This window comes from Streptomyces sp. MNU76, from assembly GCF_020982545.1.
GTDB lineage: Bacteria > Actinomycetota > Actinomycetes > Streptomycetales > Streptomycetaceae > Streptomyces.
Map to the genome: position 1 here is coordinate 439,229 of NZ_JAJKLK010000008.1, position 23,318 is coordinate 462,546.

At 72.9% G+C, this 23,318-nt stretch carries 14 protein-coding genes and 2 pseudogenes; 11 read left to right on the forward strand and 5 right to left on the reverse strand.

Annotation, left to right across the window (positions count from 1 at the left end):
• Positions 1-103 precede the first annotated feature (103 nt).
• Together E4N62_RS22200 and E4N62_RS22205 are read right to left on the reverse strand one after the other, a co-directional pair.
• Positions 104-5,023, reverse strand: coding sequence for a DNA-binding protein (locus E4N62_RS22200; protein ID WP_230216970.1), 4,920 nt, complete (start codon positions 5,021-5,023; stop codon positions 104-106).
• Positions 5,020-5,886 (reverse strand): DUF4132 domain-containing protein, encoded by an 867-nt coding sequence (locus E4N62_RS22205; RefSeq protein WP_230216972.1) that lies wholly within the window; start codon positions 5,884-5,886, stop codon positions 5,020-5,022. Before E4N62_RS22205 ends, E4N62_RS22200 begins: the two co-directional genes overlap by 4 nt.
• Before the next feature lie 745 nt (positions 5,887-6,631).
• Between E4N62_RS22205 and E4N62_RS22210 the strand changes: the two genes are divergently transcribed.
• From E4N62_RS22210 to E4N62_RS22265, 11 genes and pseudogenes are all read left to right on the forward strand, one after another.
• Positions 6,632-7,159, forward strand: a complete 528-nt coding sequence (locus E4N62_RS22210; RefSeq protein WP_230216974.1) for a hypothetical protein — start codon at positions 6,632-6,634, stop codon at positions 7,157-7,159.
• Positions 7,160-7,569: 410 nt separating this feature from the next.
• On the forward strand, positions 7,570-9,729 hold the full coding sequence (locus E4N62_RS22215; RefSeq protein ID WP_230216976.1) for a hypothetical protein: 2,160 nt from the start codon (positions 7,570-7,572) through the stop codon (positions 9,727-9,729).
• A 92-nt stretch (positions 9,730-9,821) separates the two neighbouring features.
• On the forward strand, positions 9,822-11,330 hold the full coding sequence (gene pelF / locus E4N62_RS22220) for a GT4 family glycosyltransferase PelF (protein WP_230216978.1): 1,509 nt from the start codon (positions 9,822-9,824) through the stop codon (positions 11,328-11,330).
• Positions 11,327-12,745, forward strand: a complete 1,419-nt coding sequence (locus tag E4N62_RS22225) for a hypothetical protein (protein ID WP_230216980.1) — start codon at positions 11,327-11,329, stop codon at positions 12,743-12,745. Before pelF ends, E4N62_RS22225 begins: the two co-directional genes overlap by 4 nt.
• Before the next feature lie 78 nt (positions 12,746-12,823).
• The gene (locus tag E4N62_RS22230) at positions 12,824-13,825 is read left to right on the forward strand and encodes a GDP-mannose 4,6-dehydratase (protein WP_230216982.1); all 1,002 of its coding nucleotides are present in this window, start codon (positions 12,824-12,826) and stop codon (positions 13,823-13,825) included.
• A gap of 41 nt (positions 13,826-13,866) precedes the next feature.
• The gene (locus tag E4N62_RS22235) at positions 13,867-14,580 is read left to right on the forward strand and encodes a sugar phosphate nucleotidyltransferase (protein ID WP_230216984.1); all 714 of its coding nucleotides are present in this window, start codon (positions 13,867-13,869) and stop codon (positions 14,578-14,580) included.
• A 7-nt stretch (positions 14,581-14,587) separates the two neighbouring features.
• A pseudogene (locus tag E4N62_RS22240) lies at positions 14,588-15,652 on the forward strand (NAD-dependent epimerase/dehydratase family protein).
• A complete protein-coding gene (locus E4N62_RS22250) occupies positions 15,649-16,311 on the forward strand; it encodes a spherulation-specific family 4 protein (RefSeq protein ID WP_230216988.1) in 663 nt (220 codons plus the stop codon). The pseudogene E4N62_RS22240 and the gene E4N62_RS22250 overlap by 4 nt, the downstream one beginning before the upstream one ends.
• Entirely contained in the window at positions 16,308-17,111 is an 804-nt protein-coding gene (locus tag E4N62_RS22255) for an endo alpha-1,4 polygalactosaminidase (RefSeq protein ID WP_230216990.1), read from the forward strand. Before E4N62_RS22250 ends, E4N62_RS22255 begins: the two co-directional genes overlap by 4 nt.
• Before the next feature lie 15 nt (positions 17,112-17,126).
• Complete coding sequence (locus E4N62_RS22260) at positions 17,127-17,324, forward strand: hypothetical protein (RefSeq protein ID WP_230216992.1); 198 nt, start codon at positions 17,127-17,129, stop codon at positions 17,322-17,324.
• 158 nt (positions 17,325-17,482) lie between these two features.
• A pseudogene (locus tag E4N62_RS22265) lies at positions 17,483-18,707 on the forward strand (PP2C family protein-serine/threonine phosphatase).
• A gap of 91 nt (positions 18,708-18,798) precedes the next feature.
• On the opposite strand, the gene ligA reads toward E4N62_RS22265, so the two are convergent.
• The 3 genes from ligA to E4N62_RS22280 all read right to left on the reverse strand — a co-directional run bounded on the left by ligA (position 18,799) and on the right by E4N62_RS22280 (position 23,297).
• A complete protein-coding gene (ligA, locus tag E4N62_RS22270) occupies positions 18,799-20,901 on the reverse strand; it encodes an NAD-dependent DNA ligase LigA (protein WP_230216994.1) in 2,103 nt (700 codons plus the stop codon).
• Positions 20,902-21,475: 574 nt separating this feature from the next.
• Positions 21,476-22,930 (reverse strand): glyceraldehyde-3-phosphate dehydrogenase, encoded by a 1,455-nt coding sequence (locus tag E4N62_RS22275; RefSeq protein ID WP_230216996.1) that lies wholly within the window; start codon positions 22,928-22,930, stop codon positions 21,476-21,478.
• A 103-nt stretch (positions 22,931-23,033) separates the two neighbouring features.
• The gene (locus tag E4N62_RS22280; protein WP_308185399.1) at positions 23,034-23,297 is read right to left on the reverse strand and encodes a helix-turn-helix transcriptional regulator; all 264 of its coding nucleotides are present in this window, start codon (positions 23,295-23,297) and stop codon (positions 23,034-23,036) included.
• Positions 23,298-23,318 lie beyond the last annotated feature (21 nt).

Below are 23,318 nucleotides of genomic sequence, written 5' to 3' on the forward strand. Positions count from 1 at the left end.
TGCTCAGTAGGTAAGTCGGTAAGCAGGTGAGTCGGTAAGTGCGTGGAAAGGTGCGAGGCGGGGTCAGGCCGGGGCGCCCGGTGGCCGGGCGCCCCGACCCTGTTCAGCGGCGGCGGCCCCGACGCACCTTCAGCTCCTCGAACCGGGGCGCGTCGCCGTCCTGGATCCGTTGCCAGGCCCTGCGGTACAGCGCGGCGGCCGGTTCGGAGGGCACGATCACGCCGAACGTGGCGTCCTCGTCGGTCATCAGGCCGGCGAACAGCGGCAGCTTCCACCGCTCCAGCGGCAGCCGCGGCGACTTCGGGTCGACCCAGCCGCCGGGCAGGAAGAGCGAACGCCCGGCCCTGGCACGGGTGGCCTCCACCACCAGCTCGCCCCCGGACAGTTCGGCGCGGGCCGCCTTGAGCCGAGCCGGCTTCCACCCCGTCCAGCGGGCCGTCATACGGTCCGTCGGGTCGGGCATGGCGAGCAGCATCAGATACAGCGTGGCCGCGTCCTCGCCGATGCCGTACTCCTTCGCCACCTCGGTCACCAGCTCGGGCACCGAACGGCTCGGGTCCTGCGGCCACCAGGTGCCGTCCTTGCCGCGCTCGCCCGCCACCGGGTCGCCCGGGTCGGCCAGCAGGGCGGCGTACGGGGTGGAACGGGCCAGCCGCAGCGCCACCTCGACGGCGTAGGGCCGCTGGTTGTCGATGCGCAGCGCGGGCAGGTACGGGTCCTCGCCCGCCTCGTCGAGCAGCGCGACCCGGATGCCCGGCGCCGGCTGGTCGTCCTGGGTGGCCAGGATCACGGCGCCGTACCGCTCGAAGCCCTCGCCGACCTCGGTCGGGGTGCCCGCGGTCTTCCGGAACTGGGGGAGGCCGATGTACCGCCCGACGTCCAGGACGAGCCCGGGGTGCGCCAGCCGCTCGCGTACGGCGGTGAGCGCGGTGGGCAGCGCGGCCCGCAGCGGGTCGCCGGCGGGCAGCCGGTGGGCGAGCCAGGCGGCGAGGCCCACCGAGCCGACGAGGGTGTCGGCGGTGAACCCGACCGCGTCGTCGTCGACGGGCCGGACCTGGTCGCCCCTGACCGCCCATTCCAGGTCCCGGGTGAGGCGGGGTTCACCGGCCGGGTGGAGCAGCGCGGGCAGGGCGCTGCGGAGCTCCCACCGGGAGTGCTTGACCGCGCGGGTCGCGTCGGCGAGCAGTTCCTCGGGGATCGCGATCCGCCTGCCCACCTTGCTGTTCCAGACCTCGGCCGCGGCGGCCACGTCGGGCCCCTCGGTCCACAGCCGGGCCGGGTCGGCTGGCAGCAGCGCGGCCACCACGGCGGCGCGGATCTCGCCGTCGACGCCGCGCAGTTCGTCCTTGGCGACGGCCGCGGGAGCCTGCTTCACACCGATGGCGTCGCGTGCCTCCTTGGACAGGAACACCCGCTGGTAGACGTCGGCCTGGGGAAGTCCGGCGACGATCAGCCGGGCCATCGTCTCGGTGACACCGGTGCGGCGCGCGAACTCCTCGGCGGCCTCCGGGAACCAGGGGGCCGGGCCACGCTCGGCCAGCTCCGTGAGGAACGCGCCGAGCCGGGCCGCGTGCGCTTCCCCGGCCAGTCGGCAGGACTCGCGGAGGGTGTACGGCTCCGGGATCTCGAAGCGTCCCGTCGGGTCGTGGAAGAACCCGGTGAAGACGGCGCCGTCGTCGTTGAGGGAGAGGCGTCCCACGACGGCGAGGAAGGCGTCGTCGCCCAGCGGCAGCAGGCCGTTCCACGAGCCGGTGCGCCAGTCGCCCGAGGCGGTGCGCAGTTGATCGGCCTTCAGGCCCAGGATCACCGCGCGCCACCGCTCGGAGGCGGCACCGATCCCCAGCCCCAGCGTCGCGAACCGGTCGAGCAGGGCACGCAGCGCCTCCCGGTGCTCCTCCGGGGTGGTGAGGGCCAGGGCCCGGAAGACGATGGCGCTCGTGCGGTCGGCCAGCGACCACAGATCCGGCTGTCCGCTCGGCAGTTCGGTCCCGTCGAGGTGGAGGCGGACCGCCGCTCCCCTCGGCGCGGTCGTGGCGGGGAGGAGTCCGGCGGCCCTGCTCATCACCCGCAGCGAACGGAAGACGGTGTCGGCCTCCTCGTCGCGGTTCCACCAGTGGTGGGGCGGCTCGCCGAGGCCGCTCAGGGCGCTCTGCAGGACGGTGTCGGCGGGGCCCGCGGGTCCCTCCAGCTCGTCCACTCCCTCGTCCAGCGCCCGGGTGAGGCGGGCCGCCGCCGCGTCGAGGACGGCCTGCTGCCCGGCGGCGTGGCGGACGACTCCGGCGATGCCCGCCACGAGGGCGTCATGGGTGACCGGCAGCAGCGCGCGGATCGCGTCGGAAAGCGTGTCCTTGTCCTCCTGCGCTGCGCCTTGCGCGGCGGCCAGCAGGGCCGTCGAGGTGGCCGCGTCGATGCGGCGCAGCGCCGCGGAGCCCTCCGGGTCGCGGGGCGTCATGCACTCCCAGAACTGCACCGGGGGCAGCAGCAGCGTGCCCTCTCCGAAGGCGCCCGGGGTGCGGTCCGTCTTCGCGACGGAGGTGACGACGCCGTCGGTGTCGACGATCTGCAGCTGCCAGCCGTTGCGGACGACGGCACGGGCCCGGTCGTCGCCCGGGAACACGACCAGCGCGGACGGCCGGCCCTTCCCGGCGGGCAGGGTGACGGTGTGCCCGGCCAGGTCCTGCGTGCGGTAGGCGCCGTCGGGCAGCCGGACCGTGCGGAGGCCGACCACGCCGTCGACGGGTGCGCAGGCCGGCGCGCGGCCGACGGTCGGGGAGGGACCGAGCCAGCCGCTGTCGTACACGCTGCCCTCGGGGGCGTCGCGCAGCGCGTCGGCGAGGAAGGCGGGCATGCTCATCCGCCCGCGCCTGTGCGTCGCCGGGTCGTACTCGTAGAACCCGTGCGTCTCCCGCTCGCCCTCCGCGTGCCAGACCCAGTACGAGGCGCCGTCGAACAGCAGCCACCGCTCGTCGGGGATCGTGGTGTCCCCGGCGTGCAGCACCCCCGCGCCGGTGGCCCGGCCGCCGCCCGGCAGGGGCAGGGTGAGCTTCAGGTCGGCCTTGTACCAGTCCATCTCGGTGCTCCGGGTGCCGCCCGGGCCCTCCATGGGCCGGGGGCTGTCGGCCCGGGTGTGCCAGTAGCCGCGCAGGCCGTTGTCGCGCGACCGCCAGTAGACGAGCAGCTCGCCGTCCACGTGGTGGAAGCCCGGGTCGCCCCACCTGCCGTCCGCGGATACCCGCAGGTCGTGGGTGAGGAGCGTGCCCTCCGCGCCGATCACCCGGGCCTGCGCGGCGCCCGCCACGACGAGATGCGGCCAGGCGTCGGCGACGACGATGTCCTCGACATCGTCCTTCGGGACGAGCGTGGCCGTCGCGTCCTCCCAGGCGGGCCAGCCCAGTTCGTCGAAGAGCCCGGCGCGCAGCGTGCGCGACAGCACCGGTGCCAGGTCGGTGGAGACGGCGCCGCGCACCTCCTCCTCGGCGAGCGCCAGCGCCTCGGCCGGCAGCCACTTCAGCCGGGCGAGCGCGTCGGGAAGCTGGGGCAGACCCACGGCGGCGAACCGCCGGACGACCCCGCGCACCCACTCGGCCAGCAGGGGCCGCCCGCCCGGCGACGCGGCCAGCACCCGGATCGCGCGCCGCCCCTGGTCGTCGTCGCCGAACCGGTCCGCGCCCCGCCGGAAAGCCTTGTGGAAGCGGGAGTCGGCGGCCAGCGACAGCAGCTCGCGGTGTCCCTCACCCGGGGCCCACTGCTCCAGCGGCAACGCCGAGTCCTTCGGCGGGGCGGCCACGGGCACGTCCAGGGAGAGCAGCAGATCCATCAGGTCGATGTCGTGTGTGACCCGCAACTCGCGTCCGGCTGTGGTCAGTTCGGCGCGCAGCCGGTCCGCCGTCCGCTCGACCAGCGGATACAGCTCGGGCATCCGGGTGGAGCCGCGCCAGGACCGCGCCCGCTCACGGTAGGTCAGGAACCGCTCCAGCCAGCCCGCCGTGCCGTCGTGCGGACGCTGCTCCTCGGGCAGGGAGCCGTCCCACAGCCCGGCCGTGGCGCCGGAGGCCTCCAACATGTCCAGCCACATCGCGGGCATGTCGTCGTGAGACGAGGGGAGAGTGTCCAGCAGGGTGCCCCGTACCTTGGGCTCGCGCTCCGCCAGCGCCACCAGCGCCGTACGGTGCCCCTTCCACCAGCCCGCCGCCGCGCGCGGCGTGGACGGCAGGACCAGCAGTTCGGCCAGGTACTCCTGCTCGGCCTGGTCCGCGTCCCGTCCGGCGGCCCGGGCCAGCCGGCGCAGGTCGTTCGCCATCTGGGCCGAGGGCGGCAGACCACCGGCCGTACGGCGCAGGCACAGCTTGGTGAAGCGCCGCAGCGCCTCCTCGGCCGGGACCCGCGCGGCCAGCTCCTTCGCGTACGCCGACAGCACCTTCACCGGGAGCGCGCCGGCCAGCGCGAACTCCAGGAACACGGCGTCGAGCCGCTCCTCCTCCACGACGAGCCCGTGTTCCGCCTCGGCCTTGCGGGCGCGGGTGAACAACTGGGCCGCGTACGTGGCGTTCTCCTCGGCTAGGAACACCCGTCCGGCCTGCTCGAAGAAGGTCGGCAGGAAGTGCGGCACCGACGCCGCCAGCCGCTCGCCGAGCTCCAGATAGGCGTCCATGGCCGTCTTCGGCTTGGACTTCGCCCGCCGGGCCGCCTTCTCCAGGTCCGGCACGATGCCCAGCGCGTGGTGCCCGTCCGCCGGGTGGTGCACCAGCACCCACTCGGGGAAGCCCAGCGACTGCCGCAGCCCCAGCCCGACGACCGCCGGCTCCGCGTCCGGCTCCAGGCCCAGGAACCCGGCGGCCAGATCCTCCGCCGCGCCCAGCTCCCCGGCGACCAGCCGCACCACCACCCGGTCCTCCAGGCCCGGATGACGGTACGTCCGCGCCGTCAGCGGCACCGCCCGCTCCCCGGCCCCCTCGGTGTCCGGCGGCAGCACCCCGCCCGCGGCCAGCACATCCTCGTACGACACCTCTGTCCCCCCGCTCATGCGTCCTTGCCCTCCTCGATCACGCGCCCGGCGTACAGCGCCGCGGCCATCCGCATCCCCTCCGACCACGCCACCGGGCCCACCTCGCCGAGCGGCAGGGCGTGGCCGTCCTGGTCCTGCCAGGTGAGGCTGCCGGTCTCCACCTCGTCGTCCCAGTACGGCTCCCCGATCCACACGGAGGCCTCGACGGTGCGCTCGCCGTCCCGGACGCGGGCGGTGGCGTACCCGCCGGAGACGCGGTACCCCAGGGACGTGGCCCGTGCGGCGAGCGCGAACCGGGAGCGGTACTGGCCGCCGGTGAACTCCCGCACCTGGGTGGCCTTGGCCGCCAGGTCGTCCGGGCGCCGCCAGGTGGCCCGGTGTATCTGCTCGACGCGCTGGACGATGCCGAGCTCCGCCGCGAACTCCCGGATGTCGTCGAGGTCCGGCAGCAGCACGGGGTGCGGCAGGGTCACCGTGCGCGGGGAGAGACGGACCGTCTCACCGTCCAGGTTCACCACGCGCAGTTCGCCGGAGTCGGTGGCGCCCCGCAGGAAGCCCACTTCGTCCGGGTCGTCACCGACCACCGCGAGGTCGCGCAGGGCGGCCTGCCACGCCTCGTCCGGCCACACCCGGGCCAGCAGGCCGGTGGGTACGGGCAGTGACGACACCATCCAGGCGTCCACCTGTTCGACACATGCCGTCGCGTGCCGATCCAGCCATTCGGCGAACCGGCGCAGCCGGTCCACCTCGGGATGGTCCTTCAGCGCCTTCGGCAGCGACTTCAACTGCCGTCCCGCCGCACGGCCCGAGGTGGCTCGTGCGGCCACCCGCCCCTCCACAAGAGCGACCTCGTACCCGTCGCCCGCCGACAGCCATCCCACGAACCCCAGCCCCTAGCGTCAATTGCACAAGAAGAAAGCACAGTTCAGCCGGGGAATCCCGGCCCAAGTGCGACCATGTGCGGAACGCTAGCGGCAGCCACTGACAATCCGTCCGGCGCCTCCCCACGACGCCCCCTGCGGCACGTCGGGAGCCCGACGGCGAAAGGGGCACGCGAGAGGATCCCCCCGGCGTCCGGCAAGCCAATCGAAGCGAACAGGGCTGACGCATCCGTAGACCTACGTAACCGGAGTACGTATTACCGGCCAGTCCCCGTAGGCGGCGCCGCGCGGCTGTCGCCCGGCCGACGTGTGTCCGCCGCGCTCACCCTCCGCAGTGACACGTGCCCCGGCCGACGGCCGTGCCGGGGGCGCCGATCGTCCGACGAGCCAGGCGATGCCCCGACTCGTCAACGGGGCCGCGGTTTCCACAGACAGGGGCCGGAAAACGGCGGATGGCCGAGATCGCGCGCACGGCGCGGTGGCGGGAGAGCGGCGCGCGGCGTGCGATACGCGCCAATGCGATCCGGATGCCGTCCCGCCCGCCGCACGGCCCGAACGGGCGGCTCCGGCCCCACCCGTACCCCCTGTCACGCCACCGTTACCGTGCGCTGATGCGGGCTCGCGGGGCGGCCGCCACGGCTCCGCCGCACCGTCTTCACCCGGCGCACACTTCCGGCCGGGCCGCGGTCGGCCGCCGCCCGTCGGGGCAGACGGTGCGCCCGGCGGATGCCTAGCCTCCCGGCCCATGCGATCACCACTGATGAGACGCTTCGGCCTCGGCGCCGTACTCGCCCTCGCCCTCGCCGTGTTCGGCATGGCCCCCGGCGCGAGCGCGGCCGCCCCGGCCCCCGCGGAGCTGACGTTCGCCACCGACAGCGCCACCACCACGCCCGGCGGCACGGTCGACCTGTCGATGACGATCACGAACAACCACACCTACGACGTCTGGTTCGTCTACCAGACCATCGAGCCCACCTGGCTGACCGACCAGCGCCCCGACCTGAAGTACTCCTTCACCGGCTGCAGCCTCGCCACGGCCGCCGGTGCCACCCCCTGCGCCGGCACCGGCCCCGCCGACCTCGGCACCAACTACGGCGCCACGATCCCGCCCGGCCAGAGCCGTACCGTCACGCTGACGCTCCAGGTCGCCGGTGACTCCGGCTGCAACGGGAACATCGGCTTCTACTCGTACTACTACGCCGAGTTCAGCGACAGGACCAACGTCAGCGGCGGCCCGGTGTTCACGCCCGAGACCCGGGTGCTCTGCGCCTGACGGCCCGTCGACGAGGTGGGCGGTCGTGACGGGAGTGACCTGAAATGATCTGCGATCAGGCTTCCGTCATGGTCTGGACCACTGGCGAACGAACTGGCGGACCCCGGCGGTCCGTCGACCTGCCCCGCGGGGCCCGGACCAGCGTGCCGGGCCCTCGCGGGTCGTCGTGTGCCCCGTTCGGGGGTGGATGAGAAAACGTTCAATTCGGTTCCAGGTGCGCCCACTTGGACACCTGCACTTTTCCGTCATGTTTCGCAGCATGACCACGAAAGCCACACACAGACACCACTATGTGACGCGACGGATGCGTCGACGACCGGGTTCAGAGGGGGACGCCGGCGTCACGCAAGGGGGTGCGTCCGCTCCAGGAGAGACGTGCTCACCCCTGCCCGGGGAGGGGACTTCACCGCATGAAGCGGACTTCACGCACCACCGTGCTCACGGTGGCCGCGCTCATCGCCGCGCTCGGCCTGCCCGCCGGTCCGGCCCACGCCGACGACCCCGCACCCCGCATCGATCTGCGGGTCCTGGTGGTCAGCGACGGTGGCCCGTCCACCGACGCGATAGCCGCCGAACTCACCACCGAGGGCACGCCGTACACCGAGATCGACCTGACGAGCCCCGACCGGCCCGTGATCGACGCCGGCTTCCTCGCGGACACCGTCGACGGCCGCCCGCGCGCCAAGTACCAGGCGGTCGTACTGCCCAACGACAATCCGTTCCCGGCCGGCTCCACCGAGATGACGGCGCTCGCGGAGTACGAGCGCACGTACGCCATCCCCCAGGTCGACGCCTACACCTACGCGCGTCCGGAAGCCGGTCTGCAGTACCCGGTGTACGGCGGCTACTCCGGCGGCCTCGACGGCGCCGAGGCCCAGGTGACCGACGCCGGGAAAGCGGGCCCCTTCGGCTACCTCGACGGCGCCGTGCCCTTCGAGGACAACGACCCCGCCGTCGGCGAGAGTTACGGCTATCTGTCGAGACCGGTGGCGGGCGCCGACTTCACGTCCTACGTCGACGCGGCGATCCCCGGCCAGTCCACGCGCGGCAGCCTGGTGGGCGAGTACCGCCACGACGGGCGGCGCGAACTCGTCGTCACCTTCGTGTACAACCAGTACCAGCAGCAGTTCCGGCTGCTCGCCCGCGGCATCGTCGAGTGGATGACCGGCGGGGTGCACCTGGGCGCCACGCGGAACTACTTCGCCGTGCACGTCGACGACGTGTTCGCCGCCGACGACCGCTGGAACACCGAACTCAACTGCACCCCCGGCGACGTCGACTGTGCCGACCCGAACGTCGAGCCCGACCCCATCCGTATGACCCCGGACGACGTCGACCACGCCACCGCCTGGCAGACCGCCCAGGGCTTCACCCTCGACCTCGCCTACAACGGCGCCGGGAGCGTCGACCACCGCGAGGACAACAACGGCGACGACGCCCTCACCGACCGGTTCGTCGCGGAGCGCAACCGCTTCCGCTGGATCAACCACACCTACTCGCACCCCTTCCTCGGCTGCGTCCAGGACACCAGCGTGGTCCCCTGGCGATGCGCCACCGAAGCCGACGGCTCCACCCGGTGGGTGAGCCGCAACGACATATCCGACGAGATCGCCACCAACCGCGTCTGGGGTGAGACCGCCGGACTCCCCCTGGAGGAGGACGAGTTGGTCACCGGTGAGCACTCCGGCATGAAGGTGCTGCCGCAACAGCCCGCGGACAACCCCAACCTGGCGCTCGCCCTCGACGACAACGACATCACCTGGCTCGGCTCCGACAACTCCCGCGAGCCCGTCCAGCGGCAGGTCGGCCCCGCCACGACCGTGCCCCGCCACCCGATGAACGTCTTCTACAACGCCGGCCGCGCGGCCGAACAGGTCGACGAGTACAACTGGATCTACACCGGCCGCGCCCAGGGCGGCAGCGGCATCTGTGAGGACAACCCCGCCACCACCACCTGCCTCACCGCACCGCTGGACCCGGCCACCGGCTACGAAGAGGTCATCGTGCCGCTGGAGAAGCGGATCGCCCTCGGCCACGTCCTCGCCGGCGACCCCAAGCCGCACTTCATCCACCAGTCGAACCTGGCCGAGGACCGCATCGCCTACCCGGTGCTCGACGGCGTCCTCGACGGCTACGCGGCCCTGTTCGCCGAGAACACCCCCGTGGTCAACCTGCGGATGAAGGACGTCGGCGCCGAACTCCGCCGCAGGGCCGCCTGGCAGGCCGCGCTGCAGGCCGGTGACGTCACCGCCCATCGCATCGGCGACACCGTCACCGTCGAGGCCCCGGACGGCCTGGCGATCACCGTCACCGCGCCCACCGGCACCACCCTCGCCGGTTCCGCCTTCGGCGACGCCTACGCGGGCGCCGTCTCCGGCTGGACCCCCTCCACGGGCGCCCCCCTCTCCCTCGGCCTGCCCGCCTCCGTCGGCCCCTCGGCCACCGACGCCACCGGGCCCGTCGAGACCACGGCCCCCGCACCGGACACCCGTGTTCCCGCGGGCGTGAGCGAGAGAGTGCCGTACACCGCGGAATCCGTCACCTCGGACTCCACCACCGCGGACGACTGACCCGCGGCTCCCGCCCATCGAGCCGTCCCGGCCGCACTGCACCGGCCGGGACCGGCAGGAACCACCCCACACCACGGCCGTGGAGCACACCGATGCCCGTTCCCCACGACGCGCGCCGACTCGGCGCGGCGCGCGTCACCCTCCTCACCGAAGGCACCTATCCCCACAGCCACGGCGGCGTCAGCGTCTGGTGCGACCAACTGGTCCAGGGCATGCCGGACCTCGACTTCGACGTCATCGCCGTCACCGGCACCGGACGCGAACCCCTCGTCTGGGACCTGCCCGCACACGTCGCCCGTGTGCTGTCGGTCCCCATGTGGGGCGACCCGCCCGAGGGCCGCGCGCCCCAGGGCCGTGCCCGTCACCGGCTCGCCGGCGCCTATGAGCGGTTCCTCACCGCCCTGCTCGACCCGGGGGCCGAGGACGGCTTCGCGCCCGCCCTGTACGAGCTGGCCCGGGCAGCCGGGGACGGCGCACTCAGCCCCTACCTGCGCTCGGACCGGGCCATCGCCCAGCTGACCGCCGTCTGGAACCGCCCCGGCCTTGCCGTCCGCGAGGCCCGCCCCACGCTGCACGACGCGCTCACCGCGACCTCCCTGCTCGAACACGCCCTGCGCCCGCTCGCCGCACCGGCTCCCGAGACCGGCGTCGCGCACGCGGTCAGCGGTGGTGTCGCCGTCCTGCCGGGCCTCGCCGCCCTCGAACGGCACGGCGTCCCCCTGCTGCTGACCGAACACGGCGTCTATCTGCGCGAGCGCTACCTCGGCTACCGCACCGCCCCCTACCGCTGGCCCGTGAAGGCCGTCGTCCTGGGCTTCTTCCGCCTCCTCGCCGAGGAGACCTACCGGCGGGCGGCCCTGATCACCCCGGGCAACCGCTACAACCGGCTCTGGGAGGAACAGGGCGGCGCCGACCCCGACTCGATCCGCACCGTCTACAACGGCGTCGACCCCGCCGCGTTCCCACCCGCCGGGCCCGAACCGGAGACGCTCACCCTCAGCTGGGCGGGCCGCGTCGACCCCATCAAGGACCTGGAGACGCTCATCCGGGCGTTCGCCCTCGTCAGGGCGGAACTCCCGGACGCGCGGCTGCGGTTGTTCGGCGGGACACCACGCGGCGGCGAGGCCTACCGGGAGCGCTGCGAGGCCCTCGCCGCCGAGCTGGGCCACGGCGACGCCGTCACCTTCGAGGGCCGCGTCGACGACATCAAGGACGCCTACGCCGCAGGCAACGTCGTCATGCTCTCCAGCATCAGCGAAGGCTTCCCGTTCACCCTCATCGAGGCCATGTCCTGCGGGCGGGCCACCGTCTCCACCGACGTGGGCGGTGTGCGCGAGGCCGTCGGCGACACCGGGCTCGTGGTGCCACCGCGCGACCCGGAGACGATGGCGAAGGCCGCGTTGGAACTGCTGGGCGACCCGGCACGCCGCCGGGCCATGGGGGAGGCGGCCCGGCTCCGGGTGATCGAGCAGTTCACCCTCCGCCGGACCATCGACACCTTCCGCTCCATCTACCTCGAACTGCCCACCCTGGAAAGGCGATCGACGACCGTCGACATCCCGGCGCCGACGCCCGCCCCGATCAGCACGGTGGCCGGATGAGCGGCCCCCTGTCACTCGAACCCGGCGGCGTCGAACAGGACACCCTCGCCATCCGGCTGGCCGACCGGCGCCGCCCGCGCCGCCGCCCCAGCTGGGCCCTCGGCGACGACACCACCCTCACCATCCGGCTCCCGTACCAGGGCCCGGACGAGGACGCGGTCAACGCGCTCGCCGCCGAACTGGCCGACCGCGTCGGCCCCGCCGTCCACCCGTACGAGGTGGCCGCCATCCTGGAGGCGGAGGGCCTGTCCGCCTCCCTCATCAAGGAACGCTACGGCCACCCGAACCTGTTCTCGCTGGCCTCGGCCCTGTACGAACGGGTGCCGAGGACGTTCCCCGAACCCGCGCCTGGCGTCGACCCCTGGCGCCCGGACACCGTGCGCTGCCTGCTGCGGGGTGTCCTCTTCGCCCTGCCCGGCCTCGCCTATCTGCTGACCGCCCCGCTGTGGAACCCCGGCGCACACGCCCCGGCACTCATCGTGGCGGGACTTGTCTCCTGGGCCTGGGGCCAGGCCCTCGGCCACCGCGCCCATCTGCGGATGGCGACCGGGCCGCGTGAGGCGGGCCGTACGCTCATGACCGGCGCGCCCGTCGGAGCACTGTTCGCCACGGCGGTCGCCGCGCTGCCCGCCGAGGGCGGCCCGGTGACCCTGGTGGCCGCCGCGCAGTCCGCGTACCTCGCGGCGGCCGGCGTCCTGCTGGTCCTGGGGCGGGAACGTCAACTCCTCGCCGCTCTCAGCCCGTTGATCGCCGGTGCCGCCGTCCTGCCCTGGTGGGAACCGGGACCGTGGCTCCGCGGCGTACTGCCGCTCCTCGCGCTGCTCGCCACCCTCGCCGTCACCGCCCTGACCCTGCGGACCACCCTCGCCGCCCCGGCCGTCCCGGACGCCGGCCGCTCCCGCCCGCTGTGGTCCCTGCCGTACGGCCTCTTCGGACTGGCCGCCGGTGTCCTCGTGCTGCTGGAGGGCCGGCAGGAGCCGTACGCGGTGATCGTGCTGACGGTGAGCATGGGCCCCGCGGAATGGCTGCTCCACCGCTACCGGGGACTGTCCGTCTCCGCGCTGCGCGCCGTCGCGACCCCCGCCGGGTTCCTGCTGCGCTCGGCCGGCATCCTCGGCCTCTGCCTGCTCGCGTACCTGCTGCCGCTGCTGCCCGCGGCCCTGCTCACCGACGCCGACCCCGTCCCGCTCCTGCTGCTCGCCGCCGTCCTGTGGACCGCGCTGCTGCTGCAGGCCTTCGGGGCGGCCTGGCCGTCGGCCGCCATCTGTCTCGCGGCGGCCGGCGCCGCCGGGACGGTCACCCTGCTGCGCCTGCCACCGGGCGACCTGGCGCTGCCCCTGTGCTGCGCCGCCGCCGCGCTCTGTCTGTCGGCGTGCGCGCTGCGGCTGCTCGGCCGACCCGCGCCGCACGCCTGAGCCCCGTGCTCACCACGACCACCGCACCCCCCTCACGTGCCACCCCCACACAACCGACCGACCGGAAGGACACACCAGTTGACCTCCGCACCGCTCGCCGCCGTCACCGGAGCCGAGGGCTTCATCGGCTCGCACCTGACCGAGGCGCTCGTCGCCTCCGGACACCGGGTCCGGGCCATGGCCCAGTACAACTCCTTCTCCTCCTACGGCTGGCTGGAGACCCTGCACCCGGACGTCCTCGACCAGGTCGAGATCGTCCTCGGCGACGTCCGCGACCCCGGCTCCGTCCGCGGCCTCCTCGACGGCGCCGACACCGCGTACCACCTGGCCGCCCTCATCGCGATCCCGTACTCCTACCAGGCGCCGCACAGCTATGTGGACACCAACGTCACCGGCACCCTCAACGTCCTGGAGGCCGTCAGAACCCTCGGCACACCCCGCCTGGTGCACACCTCCACCAGCGAGACCTACGGCACCGCGCGGACCGTGCCGATCACCGAGGACCACCCCATCAACACCCAGTCCCCGTACGCCGCCTCGAAGGCCGGCGGGGACCGACTCACCGACAGCTACCACGCGAGCTTCGACACCCCGGTCGTCACCCTGAGACCCTTCAACACCTTCGGACCCCGCCAGTCGATGCGCGCGGTGATCCCCACGGTGATCGGGCAGGTCGCGGCGGGGGAGCGCACCATCACCCTCGGCGATCTGCGCCCCACCCGGGACTTCACCTTCGTCAAGGACACCGCCCAGGCGTTCCTGACCGTCGGCACCGCTCCCGCCGACAAGGTCGTGGGCCGCACCTTCAACGCCGGCACCGGGGGCGAGATCTCCGTCGGCGACCTCGTCGCGCTGATCGGCAAGGTCATGGACCGCGAACTCGACGTCCGCGAGGACGAGGCACGCATCCGGCCCGCGAACTCCGAGGTCATGCGGCTCGTCGCCGACGCGACCCGGCTGACCGCCGCCACCGGCTGGCAGCCCGCCCACACCCTGGAGGAAGGCCTCGCGCACACCGTGGAGTTCTTCCGCGACCCGACCAACCTCGCCCGCTACAAGACCGGCATCTACAACATCTGACTCCCGTCCACGCACGGCACGAAGCATGAAGGAGGAGCACCATGCACGCAGTGATCCTGGCGGGAGGCAAGGGCGTCCGGCTGCGGCCCTACACGACCGCGCTGCCGAAGCCGCTCGTCCCCATCGGCGACCAGCACGCCATCCTGGAGATCGTGCTTCGCCAGCTCTGCACGGCCGGCTTCACCCATGTCACCATCGCCATCGGCCACCTCGGCGAGATCATCCGTGCCTACGTCGGCGACGGCTCCCAGTGGGGCCTGACCGTCGACTACGCCCCCGAGGAGAGCCCGCTGGGCACCATGGGCCCGCTGCTCAACCTGCGCGAGAAGCTGCCCGAGTCGTTCCTCGTGATGAACGGTGACATCCTCACCGACCTCGACTACGCCGACGTCCTGCGCCGGCACCGGGATTCCGGGGCGCCGCTCACCATCGCCACCTACACCCGCGAGGTCCACATCGACTTCGGTGTCCTGACCACCGACGACAGCAAGGTCGTCGCCTTCACCGAGAAGCCGAGCATGGACTACCGCGTCTCCATGGGCGTCTACGGCGTCTCCCGCTCCACCCTGGAGGGCTACACCCCCGGACTGCCGCTGGGCTTCGACGAGTTGGTCCTGGATCTGATAAGGACTCAGAACCAGCCGCACGCCTACGACTTCGACGGATACTGGCTGGACATAGGCCGACCGGACGACTACGACCGGGCCAACGCCGAGTTCACCACCCGCAAGTCGCTTCTGCTCAAGGGAGCCTGAGCACCACATGCGCATTCTCGTCCTGGGTTTCACCGGCTATCTGGGCACCCATGTCGTCGAGGGGCTGCGCGGCCTGCCGGGCGCGCTGGTCCTCGGCGGGGGACGTGGGCCCACCGCCGACCACACCGTGGACCTCGCCACCATCGGCCCACCGGAACTGGCGAAGATCCTGGCCTCGGCCGCACCCGACACCGTGGTCAACTGCGCGGGTGCGACCGGCGGCGATCCCGTGACCCTCGCCGAGGTCAACGCCCGTGGCCCCGCCGTCCTGTGCGCCGCGCTCCGCGAAGCCGCCCCGGGCGCCCGGCTGGTGCACCTGGGCTCGGCCGCCGAGTACGGGCCCGGCGTCCCGGACATCCGGGTCACGGAGTCGGCGGCCACCCGTCCGGTCGCCCCCTACGGCGCTACCAAGCTCGCGGGCACGGTCGCCGTCACCGCCTCCGGCCTGGACGCGGTGGTGCTGCGCGTCGGCAACCCGGTCGGCCCCGGCGCACCCCGACCGGCCTCCCCGGCCGCATCGCCACGCTCCTCCGCACGGTAGGCCCCGACCCCGACGCGGTCCTGCCCCTGGGCGACCTCTCCGCGTACCGCGACTTCGTCGACGTACGCGACGTCACCCGGGCGGTCGTCCTCGCGGCCACGGCTCCCGGTCCGCTGCCCCGCATCCTCAACATCGGCGGAGGCAGGGCCGTCCCGGCCCGCGAGGTGGTCCGGGGCCTGGCGGCCAAGGCGGCTTCCGCGGCCGCATCGAGGAGAACGCGCCGGGCGCGGGGCGCGCGGCCGCACGAGGGCGGTGGGTGCCGCGGGGCCGGGTAGGGGTGGGGCCGGTCCCTCCTCCCCTGCGACGCCCGCCGAGGCCGGGGTGGTGACGGTCCCTGGGGCTGCCGTCCCGGCGTCGACGGCCGGTTCCCTCCGGTCGGCGGACGTGTCGTGGCAGTGCTCCGACATCACCGCCGCCGAGGCGGCGCTCGGCTGGCGGCCCCTGCACAGCCTGGACGACGCGCTCACCACGCTGTGGGAGAGCGGACGGGAAGACAACGGCGGCGGCGGGAAAGGTGACCGTACGTCGTGAGTCTGCTGATCCCGCTCTACGTGCACCCGGCCGAGGACCCGGGTGCCTGGCACCGTCTGATCACGGCGGCGCCCCGCACCTACGCCGTCGTCCTCAACCCCGCCAACGGTCCCGGCGACGTCCCCGACCCCGCCTTCACCGCGGCGGCCGGGGCGCTGCGCGCGGCCGGGGCCCGGCTGCTCGGCTACGTCGACACCGACTACGGGGTGCGCGACCGCGCCGAGATCGCCGACGACGTACGCCGTCACCGGGAGTGGTACGCGGCCGACGGCTGCTTCCTCGACCAGGTGACGGCCACCCCGGACGGCCTGCCCGCCTGCCGCAGGCTCGTCCGGGCCGTCCGCCGGCTCGGCGCCACCACCGTCGTCCTCAACCCCGGCGTCCACCCGGCCCCGGGCTACGCCCGCCTCGCCGACCTGACCGTCACCTTCGAGGGACACTGGTCGACGTACGTGTCGGCGTTCAGCCGGCCCGCCTGGGCCGCCCGCCACCCGCCCGAGCGGCTCTGCCACCTCGTCTACGGCGTACCCGAGGCCCTCGTCCCGCTCGCCGTGCGCACCGCGCACGACCGGGGCGCCGCCGTCTGCGGCCCGGTGACCGGGGAACCACCCAACCCCTGGGCCCAGTTGACGCCCGCCCTCACCGGGACGGACCGATGAGGAGGCCGACGTTCGCGTACGCGGCGCTGCTGGCCGCCCTGGTGGCCTCGACCCTGGCGGGCTGCGGCGACTCCGAGCCGGACAACGAATCCACGTCCGGGCCGCGCTGGAAACCCCGCCCCGGTCTCGCCTGGCAGTGGCAGCTGGACGGCAGGGTCGACCCCTCGGCGGACGTCCCCGTCTACGACATCGACGGCTTCGAGAACTCCGCCGCCGACGTGGCCCGGCTGCACCGGGACGGCCGCAAGGTCATCTGCTACATCAACGTCGGCGCCTGGGAGGACTTCCGGCCCGACAAGGACGCCTTCCCGCGCTCGCTGCTCGGCGAGGAGAACGGCTGGGCGGGCGAACGCTGGCTGGACATACGGCAGGTGGACGTCCTGCGGCCCCTCATGGAACGCCGCTTCGACATGTGCCGGGACAAGGGCTTCGACGCGGTGGAGCCCGACCTGATGGAAGGCTACGGCGACGACACCGGCTTCCCCCTCACCGCGCGCGACCAGCTGACCTACAACCGCATGATCGCCGACATCGCCCACGAGCGCGGCCTGGCGGTGGGCCTGAAGAACGACCTGCCCCAGATACCCCAGCTGCTGGCCGACTTCGACTTCGCGGTCAACGAGGAGTGCGCCCAGTACGACGAATGCGCGCGGCTCTCGCCCTTCATCGAGGCCGGGAAGGCGGTTTTCCACGTCGAGTACACCGAACCCAGGAGCCGCTTCTGCGCGGAGTCCCGCCGGCTCGGGCTCTCGTCCATGGTCAAACGACTGGAGCTGGGGGTGTGGCGCCAGCCATGCTGAGCGCGGGCCGCCCGGGTGGACGCCGCCCCGCGGCCGCACCACACCGCGTTCCGCTGGGGCGTGCACCTGCCCGACGGGCCCACCCCCGAGGGGGTCCGGCGCGTGGGGATCGACATCGGTCCCCTCCTGCGGGAGGCCGCCGAGCTGTCCGGCCACGAGGACACGTACGGCATGGGCTCGATGCGCGGCTTCCTCCCGCGCACCGCCCGCTGACGACCTCCGGCGGCCCCTCTCGCGCCCGCGACACTGTGTCGTCGCTCCTGCAACCGTGCGTGACCGCGCGGTTCTCCTGGAACGAGAACCGCGCCCACGCGGCTCTCGGCTCCTATGGTGGAGATCACAGGCTGGCGACGGACGCTGAGGCGGCGACCATGGCGGATACGGCGATCGACTACGCGGCGGTGTTCCAGGCATTGCCGGGCATGGTGGCGCTGCTGACACCCGAGCTGGTGTACGCGGACGCGAACGAGGAGTTTCTGCGGATGTCGGGGCGCACCCGCGAGCAGGTGGTGAACCGGTACCTCTTCGACGTCTTCCCCGACAATCCCCGTGACCCGTCCGCGAGCGGGATGCGGAATCTGGCGGCCTCGCTCAACCGCGTGGTGGAGACCGGCGAGAGGGACTCGATGGCGTTGCAGCGCTACGACGTGGAGTCGGTGGAGCGGCCGGGGGAGTGGGAGGAGCGGTACTGGAGCCCCGTGAACGCGCCGGTGCTCGGCTCCGACGGGAAGGTGGTGCTGCTGATCCACAAGGTGGAGGAGGTCACCGAGCTGATCCGCGCCCGCGAGCGCGCCCCCGGCGACCGGGCCCGCGTCATGGAGGCCGAGCTCTACACCCGCGCGCGGGAGCTGCAGGAGGTCAACGAACGGCTGCGCGAGGCACACGCCCACGAACGGGACGTCGCGCTCGCCCTGCAGAAGGCGATGCTGCCCGCGCCCGACCCGATCGGGAACCATCGGGCGGCCGTCCGCTACCAGCCGGCGACGGACGCCCTGAACGTGTGCGGCGACTGGTACGACCTGGTCGACCTGTCCGGCGTCGACCGTGTCGGGATCGCCGTCGGTGACGTGGTCGGTCACGGTCTGGCCGCCGCCTGTGTCATGGGCAAGCTCCGCAGCGCGCTGAGCGCCGCGTCCCTGGTGGCCGACGGTCCCGCCCAGGCGCTGGACGCGCTCGGCCTGTACGCCCGCTCCGTCGACGGCGCCGAGAACACCACTGTCGTGCAGACCTGCGTCGACTGGGACACCCACACCATCACCTACAGCAGCGCGGGCCATCTGCCACCCGCCCTGCTGTGCCGTGACGGCACGGTCGTCTTCCTCGACGGGGCCACCGACCCGCCGCTCGGCGCCCGCCCGAGCACACCCGCCCGAGGCCACCCTGGACTTCAGCGAGGGCGACACCCTGGTCCTCTACACGGACGGTCTGATCGAACGCCGTGACGAGGACATCTACGCCGGCCTCGGCCGCCTCGCCGAGGCGCTCACCCGCCATCGCCGCTCCGCCCCCGAGCTTCTCGCCGACGCCCTGCTCCTCGACCTCCTCCACCACGGCCGCGCCACCGACGACACTGCCCTCGTGATCCTTCGGCTGTGAGACGCACGGCCGGTGGCCGCCACGGGCACCGCTCGCCGAGCCACCCCGAGGCCCCGCCGCGCGACGCCGCTCACCGCGGCGCCACGAACGGTCAGTCCAGGAAGTCGGCCACCAGCGCGGCGAACTCGTCCGGGCCGGCCAGGCGGATGCCGAGGGCCTCGGCCTTGGCACGCTTGGAGCCGGCGTTCTCTCCCGCGACGACCAGGGACGTCCTCTTGGAGACGCTGGAGGAGGCGCGTCCCCCGGCGCGTTCGACGAGTTCGTTCATCTGGTTGCGGCTGAGCTTCTCCAGGACGCCGGTCATCGCGCCCGTGACCACCACGGCCATCCCGGCGAGCGGCCCGCCCGCGGCCCCGGCGCCCTCCTCGGCGGCGGAGTTCTCGGCGTCGGGGGAGTCCTCGCCGGCCGGCGCGGGAGGTGTGGCGCCCGGCTCGGTCATGTTCACCCCGGCCGCCACGAGCTTGTCGATGAGCGGGGCGAGCTCGGCGAGTTCGGCCACGATCGACGGGGCCTTCTCGGTGCCGATGCCCTCGACCCGCTGGATCGCCTCGGCTTCCGCGGCCCGGATGTTCTCCATGGTGGCGAAGTGGCGGGCGATACGGCGGGACATGGAACGTCCGGTGCCCCGCACCCCCAGCGCGCACAGCACCCGCGACAACGGCCGCCCCTTGGCAGTCTCCAGCGCGGCGAGGAGATTGTCGGTGCTGGTCTCCCCCATGCGCTCCAGCCCGAGGAGCTGCTCCCGGGTGAGGGCGAACAGGTCCGCGAGGTCGGCCACCAGGCCCGCCTCGACGAGCTGGACGACCCGGGTGTGCCCGAGCCCCTCCACATCGAGCTGGTCGCGGCCGACGGCGTACGACAGGGAGGCCACCAGATGGCAGTTGCGGCCGTTCTCGCAGCGCCAGCGCTGCTCGCCGGTGTCGATGCCGGACCCGCATCTGGGGCACACCTCGGGGAACACGATGGGCTGTTCCTCGCCGGTGCGCAGATGGGCGACGGGCGCCTCCACGCGGGGGATCACGTCACCGGCGCGGTGCACCATGACATGGTCGCCCAGCCGCAGATCGCGGCGCGTGATGTCGGCCGGGTTGTGCAGGGTGGCGTACGTGATGGTGGAGCCGTCGATCTCGACGGGCTCCAGCACACCGCGCGGCGCGATGATGCCGGTGCGGCCGACGTTCCACTGCACCTCCAGCAGCCGCGTGATCTTCTCGACGGCGGGCAGCTTGTAGGCGATCGCCCAGCGCGGGGCTCGGGAACCGGACCCGGCGGCCCGCTGGTCGGCGGCCAGGTCGGCCTTGACGACGATCCCGTCGATCCCGAAGGGCAGCCCGGCCCGCAGCGCGGCGATCTCCGTCACCCGGGCGAGAACCTCCTCGACGGAGGCGGCGGTGACACCGGGCACGGCCGTGCTCGCGGTGGTGTTGACGCCCAGTTCTGCGGCCCGGGACATCAGCTCGCTGTGGGCGAGTTCGGTCAGCCGGGCGGCGTCGGCGGCGTCCGTGCCCGGCAGCGCCAGCAGCCCGTACCCGAAGAACGTCATCGGCACGGTGTAGGCACGCTCCTTGGCGCGCAGGGTGCCCGCCGCGGCGTTGCGCGGGTTCGCGAACGGCTGCCCGCCGTGCTCGGTGCGTATCTCGTTGGCGTGCTCGAACTGGGCGGTGGTCATGAGGACTTCGCCCCGCACCTCGACCGTGACCGGCTCGGTGAGCTCGTCCGGCAGCCCCTCGATCGTGCCGATGGCGTGCGAGACGTCCTCCCCGGCGGTCCCGTCGCCCCGGGTGATCAACCGCGTGAGCCGGCCCCGTGTGTAGCGTGCGGCGACCGCGAGCCCGTCGAGCTTGGGCTCCACGCTGAACCGCTCCACATCGTGCCCGATACGCCGGGCCAGCGACGCCGTCCACGCGGTGAACTCCTCGCCCGAGAACACGTTGTCCAGGCTCAGCATCGCCACCGTGTGGGGCACGTCCCCCTCGACCGCGCCACCGGCGACCTTGCCGGTGGGCGAGTCGGGCAGGACCAGATCGGGATGCTCGGCCTCCCACGCCGCGATGCCGCGCACGAGCCGGTCGTAGGTGTCGTCGTCCAGCGCCGACGTACCCCCGGTGTAGTAGGCGGCCGAGGCCCGCACCGCGTCCTCGACGGCCTGTGCGTAGGCGGCGGCATCCACGATCACTGCAGCTGATGTCGTCATGCCCCCATCCTGCCGCCCACCACTGACAACGCCCCCCGCGGCGAGGTGCCACGATGTCGCGGAAGGTGCGGCTGAAGGTCCCCGGGCCGGCGAAACGGAGCCGTACGTCCGTCAGGTCCATTCGCGCGGGGAGGCGTTCCCCGTCCGGCAGTGCGCGTCGGCTGTTGAACCACGGTGTGTCGGCTCCGGCGAACGCCTCTCCTCGCCACAGTCCCAGAGCGTCCTCCCCGCACGCCACCGCCCGCTCGTCCGCGCCCGCCGGCGCGGCCAGGCTCGTCAGCTCGCGGAACCGGTGCGCGTCGACCACCGACGGCTCTACGGCTCGACGGCGATGCGGTAACCGCCCTGCTCGCGCACGATGTCCACGCCCATAGGGGTCAACGCCCGGCCCCGAGGACCCGCCGCTGATGCGCGGGGCCGACCTCCAGGGCCCGTTCGTCGTGCCCTGCGCCGACCAGGGGCCCAAGCCCGATTCAAGACGTTCCGAAGGGTTCCGTGGAACGCGAACCGCCCGCCGGGCGGAAGGCCCCGGCGGGCGGTCGGTGTCACATGGGAGGGCGCTCGGCCCGGTGGATCAGACCGCCGGTGCCGGGTAGGTCGGGTACTCCACCCCGGAGACGTGCTGGACGACCCGGATGACCTGGCAGGAGTAGCCGAACTCGTTGTCGTACCAGAGGTACAGGATCGCGTTGTCGCCGTCGACCTTGGTGGCACCGGCGTCGACGATCGAGGCGTGGCGGGAGCCGATGAAGTCGCTGGATACAGAGTCGGGCGCGTTGGTGAAGTCGATCTGGCGCTTGAGCGGCGAGGTCAGCGAGACGCCCCGGAGGTAGTCGAGGACCTCCTCGCGGTCCGTCTCACGGCCGAGGCGCAGGCTGAGGATCGCGATCGAGACGTCCGGGACGGGGACGCGGATCGAGCTGCCGGTGATCGGCGCCTTCAGGTCGGGCAGCGCCTTGGCGACGGCCGAGGCGGCACCCGTCTCGGTGATGACCATGTTGAGCGGCGCGGAGCGGCCACGACGGTCCGACTTGTGGTAGTTGTCCAGCAGGTTCTGGTCGTTGGTGAACGAGTGGACGGTCTCCACGTGACCGCGCAGCACACCGAACTCGTCGTCCATCGCCTTCAGCGGCGGCACGATCGCGTTGGTCGTGCAGGACGCGCAGGACAGGATCTGCTCGTCCGGCTTGATCGTGTGGTGGTTGACGCCGTGCACGATGTTCGGGACGTCGCCCTTGCCGGGCGCGGTCAGCACGACCTTGTCGATACCGGGACGCAGGTGCTTCGACAGGCCCTCGCGGTCGCGCCACTTGCCCGTGTTGTCGATGAGGATGGCGTTCTTGATGCCGTACTCGGTGTAGTCGACCTCGGACGGGTCGCCGGCGTAGATCACCTTGATCTCGTTGCCGTTGGCGTTGATCGTGCTGGTGGCCTCGTCGACGGTGATCGTGCCCTGGAACTGGCCGTGGATGGAGTCCCGGCGCAGCAGTGAGGCGCGCTTGACGATATCCTCTGCGGCCCGACCCCCACCGCCGCGCACCACGATGGCCCGCAGCCGCAGGCCGTTGCCGGAGCCGGCCTTCTCGATGAGCAGGCGGGCGACGAGGCGGCCGATGCGACCGAAGCCGTAGAGGACGACGTCGCGGCCCTCGCCGCCCTCGATCTTGTTGGCGCCGGTGGCACCGGCGACGGCCTCGGCGGTGAACTCCGCGACCGACAGTCCCCGGTCGTCGGCCTGGTGGGCCTCGGCGAGCAGGCCGATGTCGATCTGCGAGGGGCCGAGGTCGAGCGTGGTGAGGGCCTGGAGGAACGGCAGGGTGTCGGTGACCGAGAGCTCCACGCCGGCGATTTGGCGGGCGAACCGGTGGGTCTTCAGGATGCTGACCACCGACTTGTTCACCAGGGAGCGGCTGTGCAGCAGAACCGTCACGTCCCGCTCGCGGTGCAGCTTCCCGATGATCGGGATCATCGACTCCGCGATCTCCTCGCGGTGCTTCCAGGCGGTGAACGAGTCCTCGTTACGAGTCACAGGTTTATCTTTCGAGCTAGGCGGCGCTCATATGCTAACCACCCCGCTCGGAGGAGATGCACCGAGGGGTGCGGATCGCATCCCTCCCTCTGGGCCACGCGGCTCAGGTGCCGCCCTCGCGCAGCTCGTCGCGGGTCTGGAGGGCCGCCAGTGCCGCCCGGGACGTGACGCCCGTCTTGCGGTAGACGCGGGACAGGTGGGTCTCGACCGTGCGCGGACTGAGGAAGAGCCGCTCGGCGATGGCGGGACTGGTCAGGCCCTTCGCGACGAGGGCGGCGATCTCCCGCTCCCGCCTCCCGCTCCCGCGCGAACAGCGCGGCCAGCTCCTCGGACGCCCCGTCGCGCGCTGGCGCGCCGGCGTCCCCACCCGTGCCCTGCGACGTCGCCG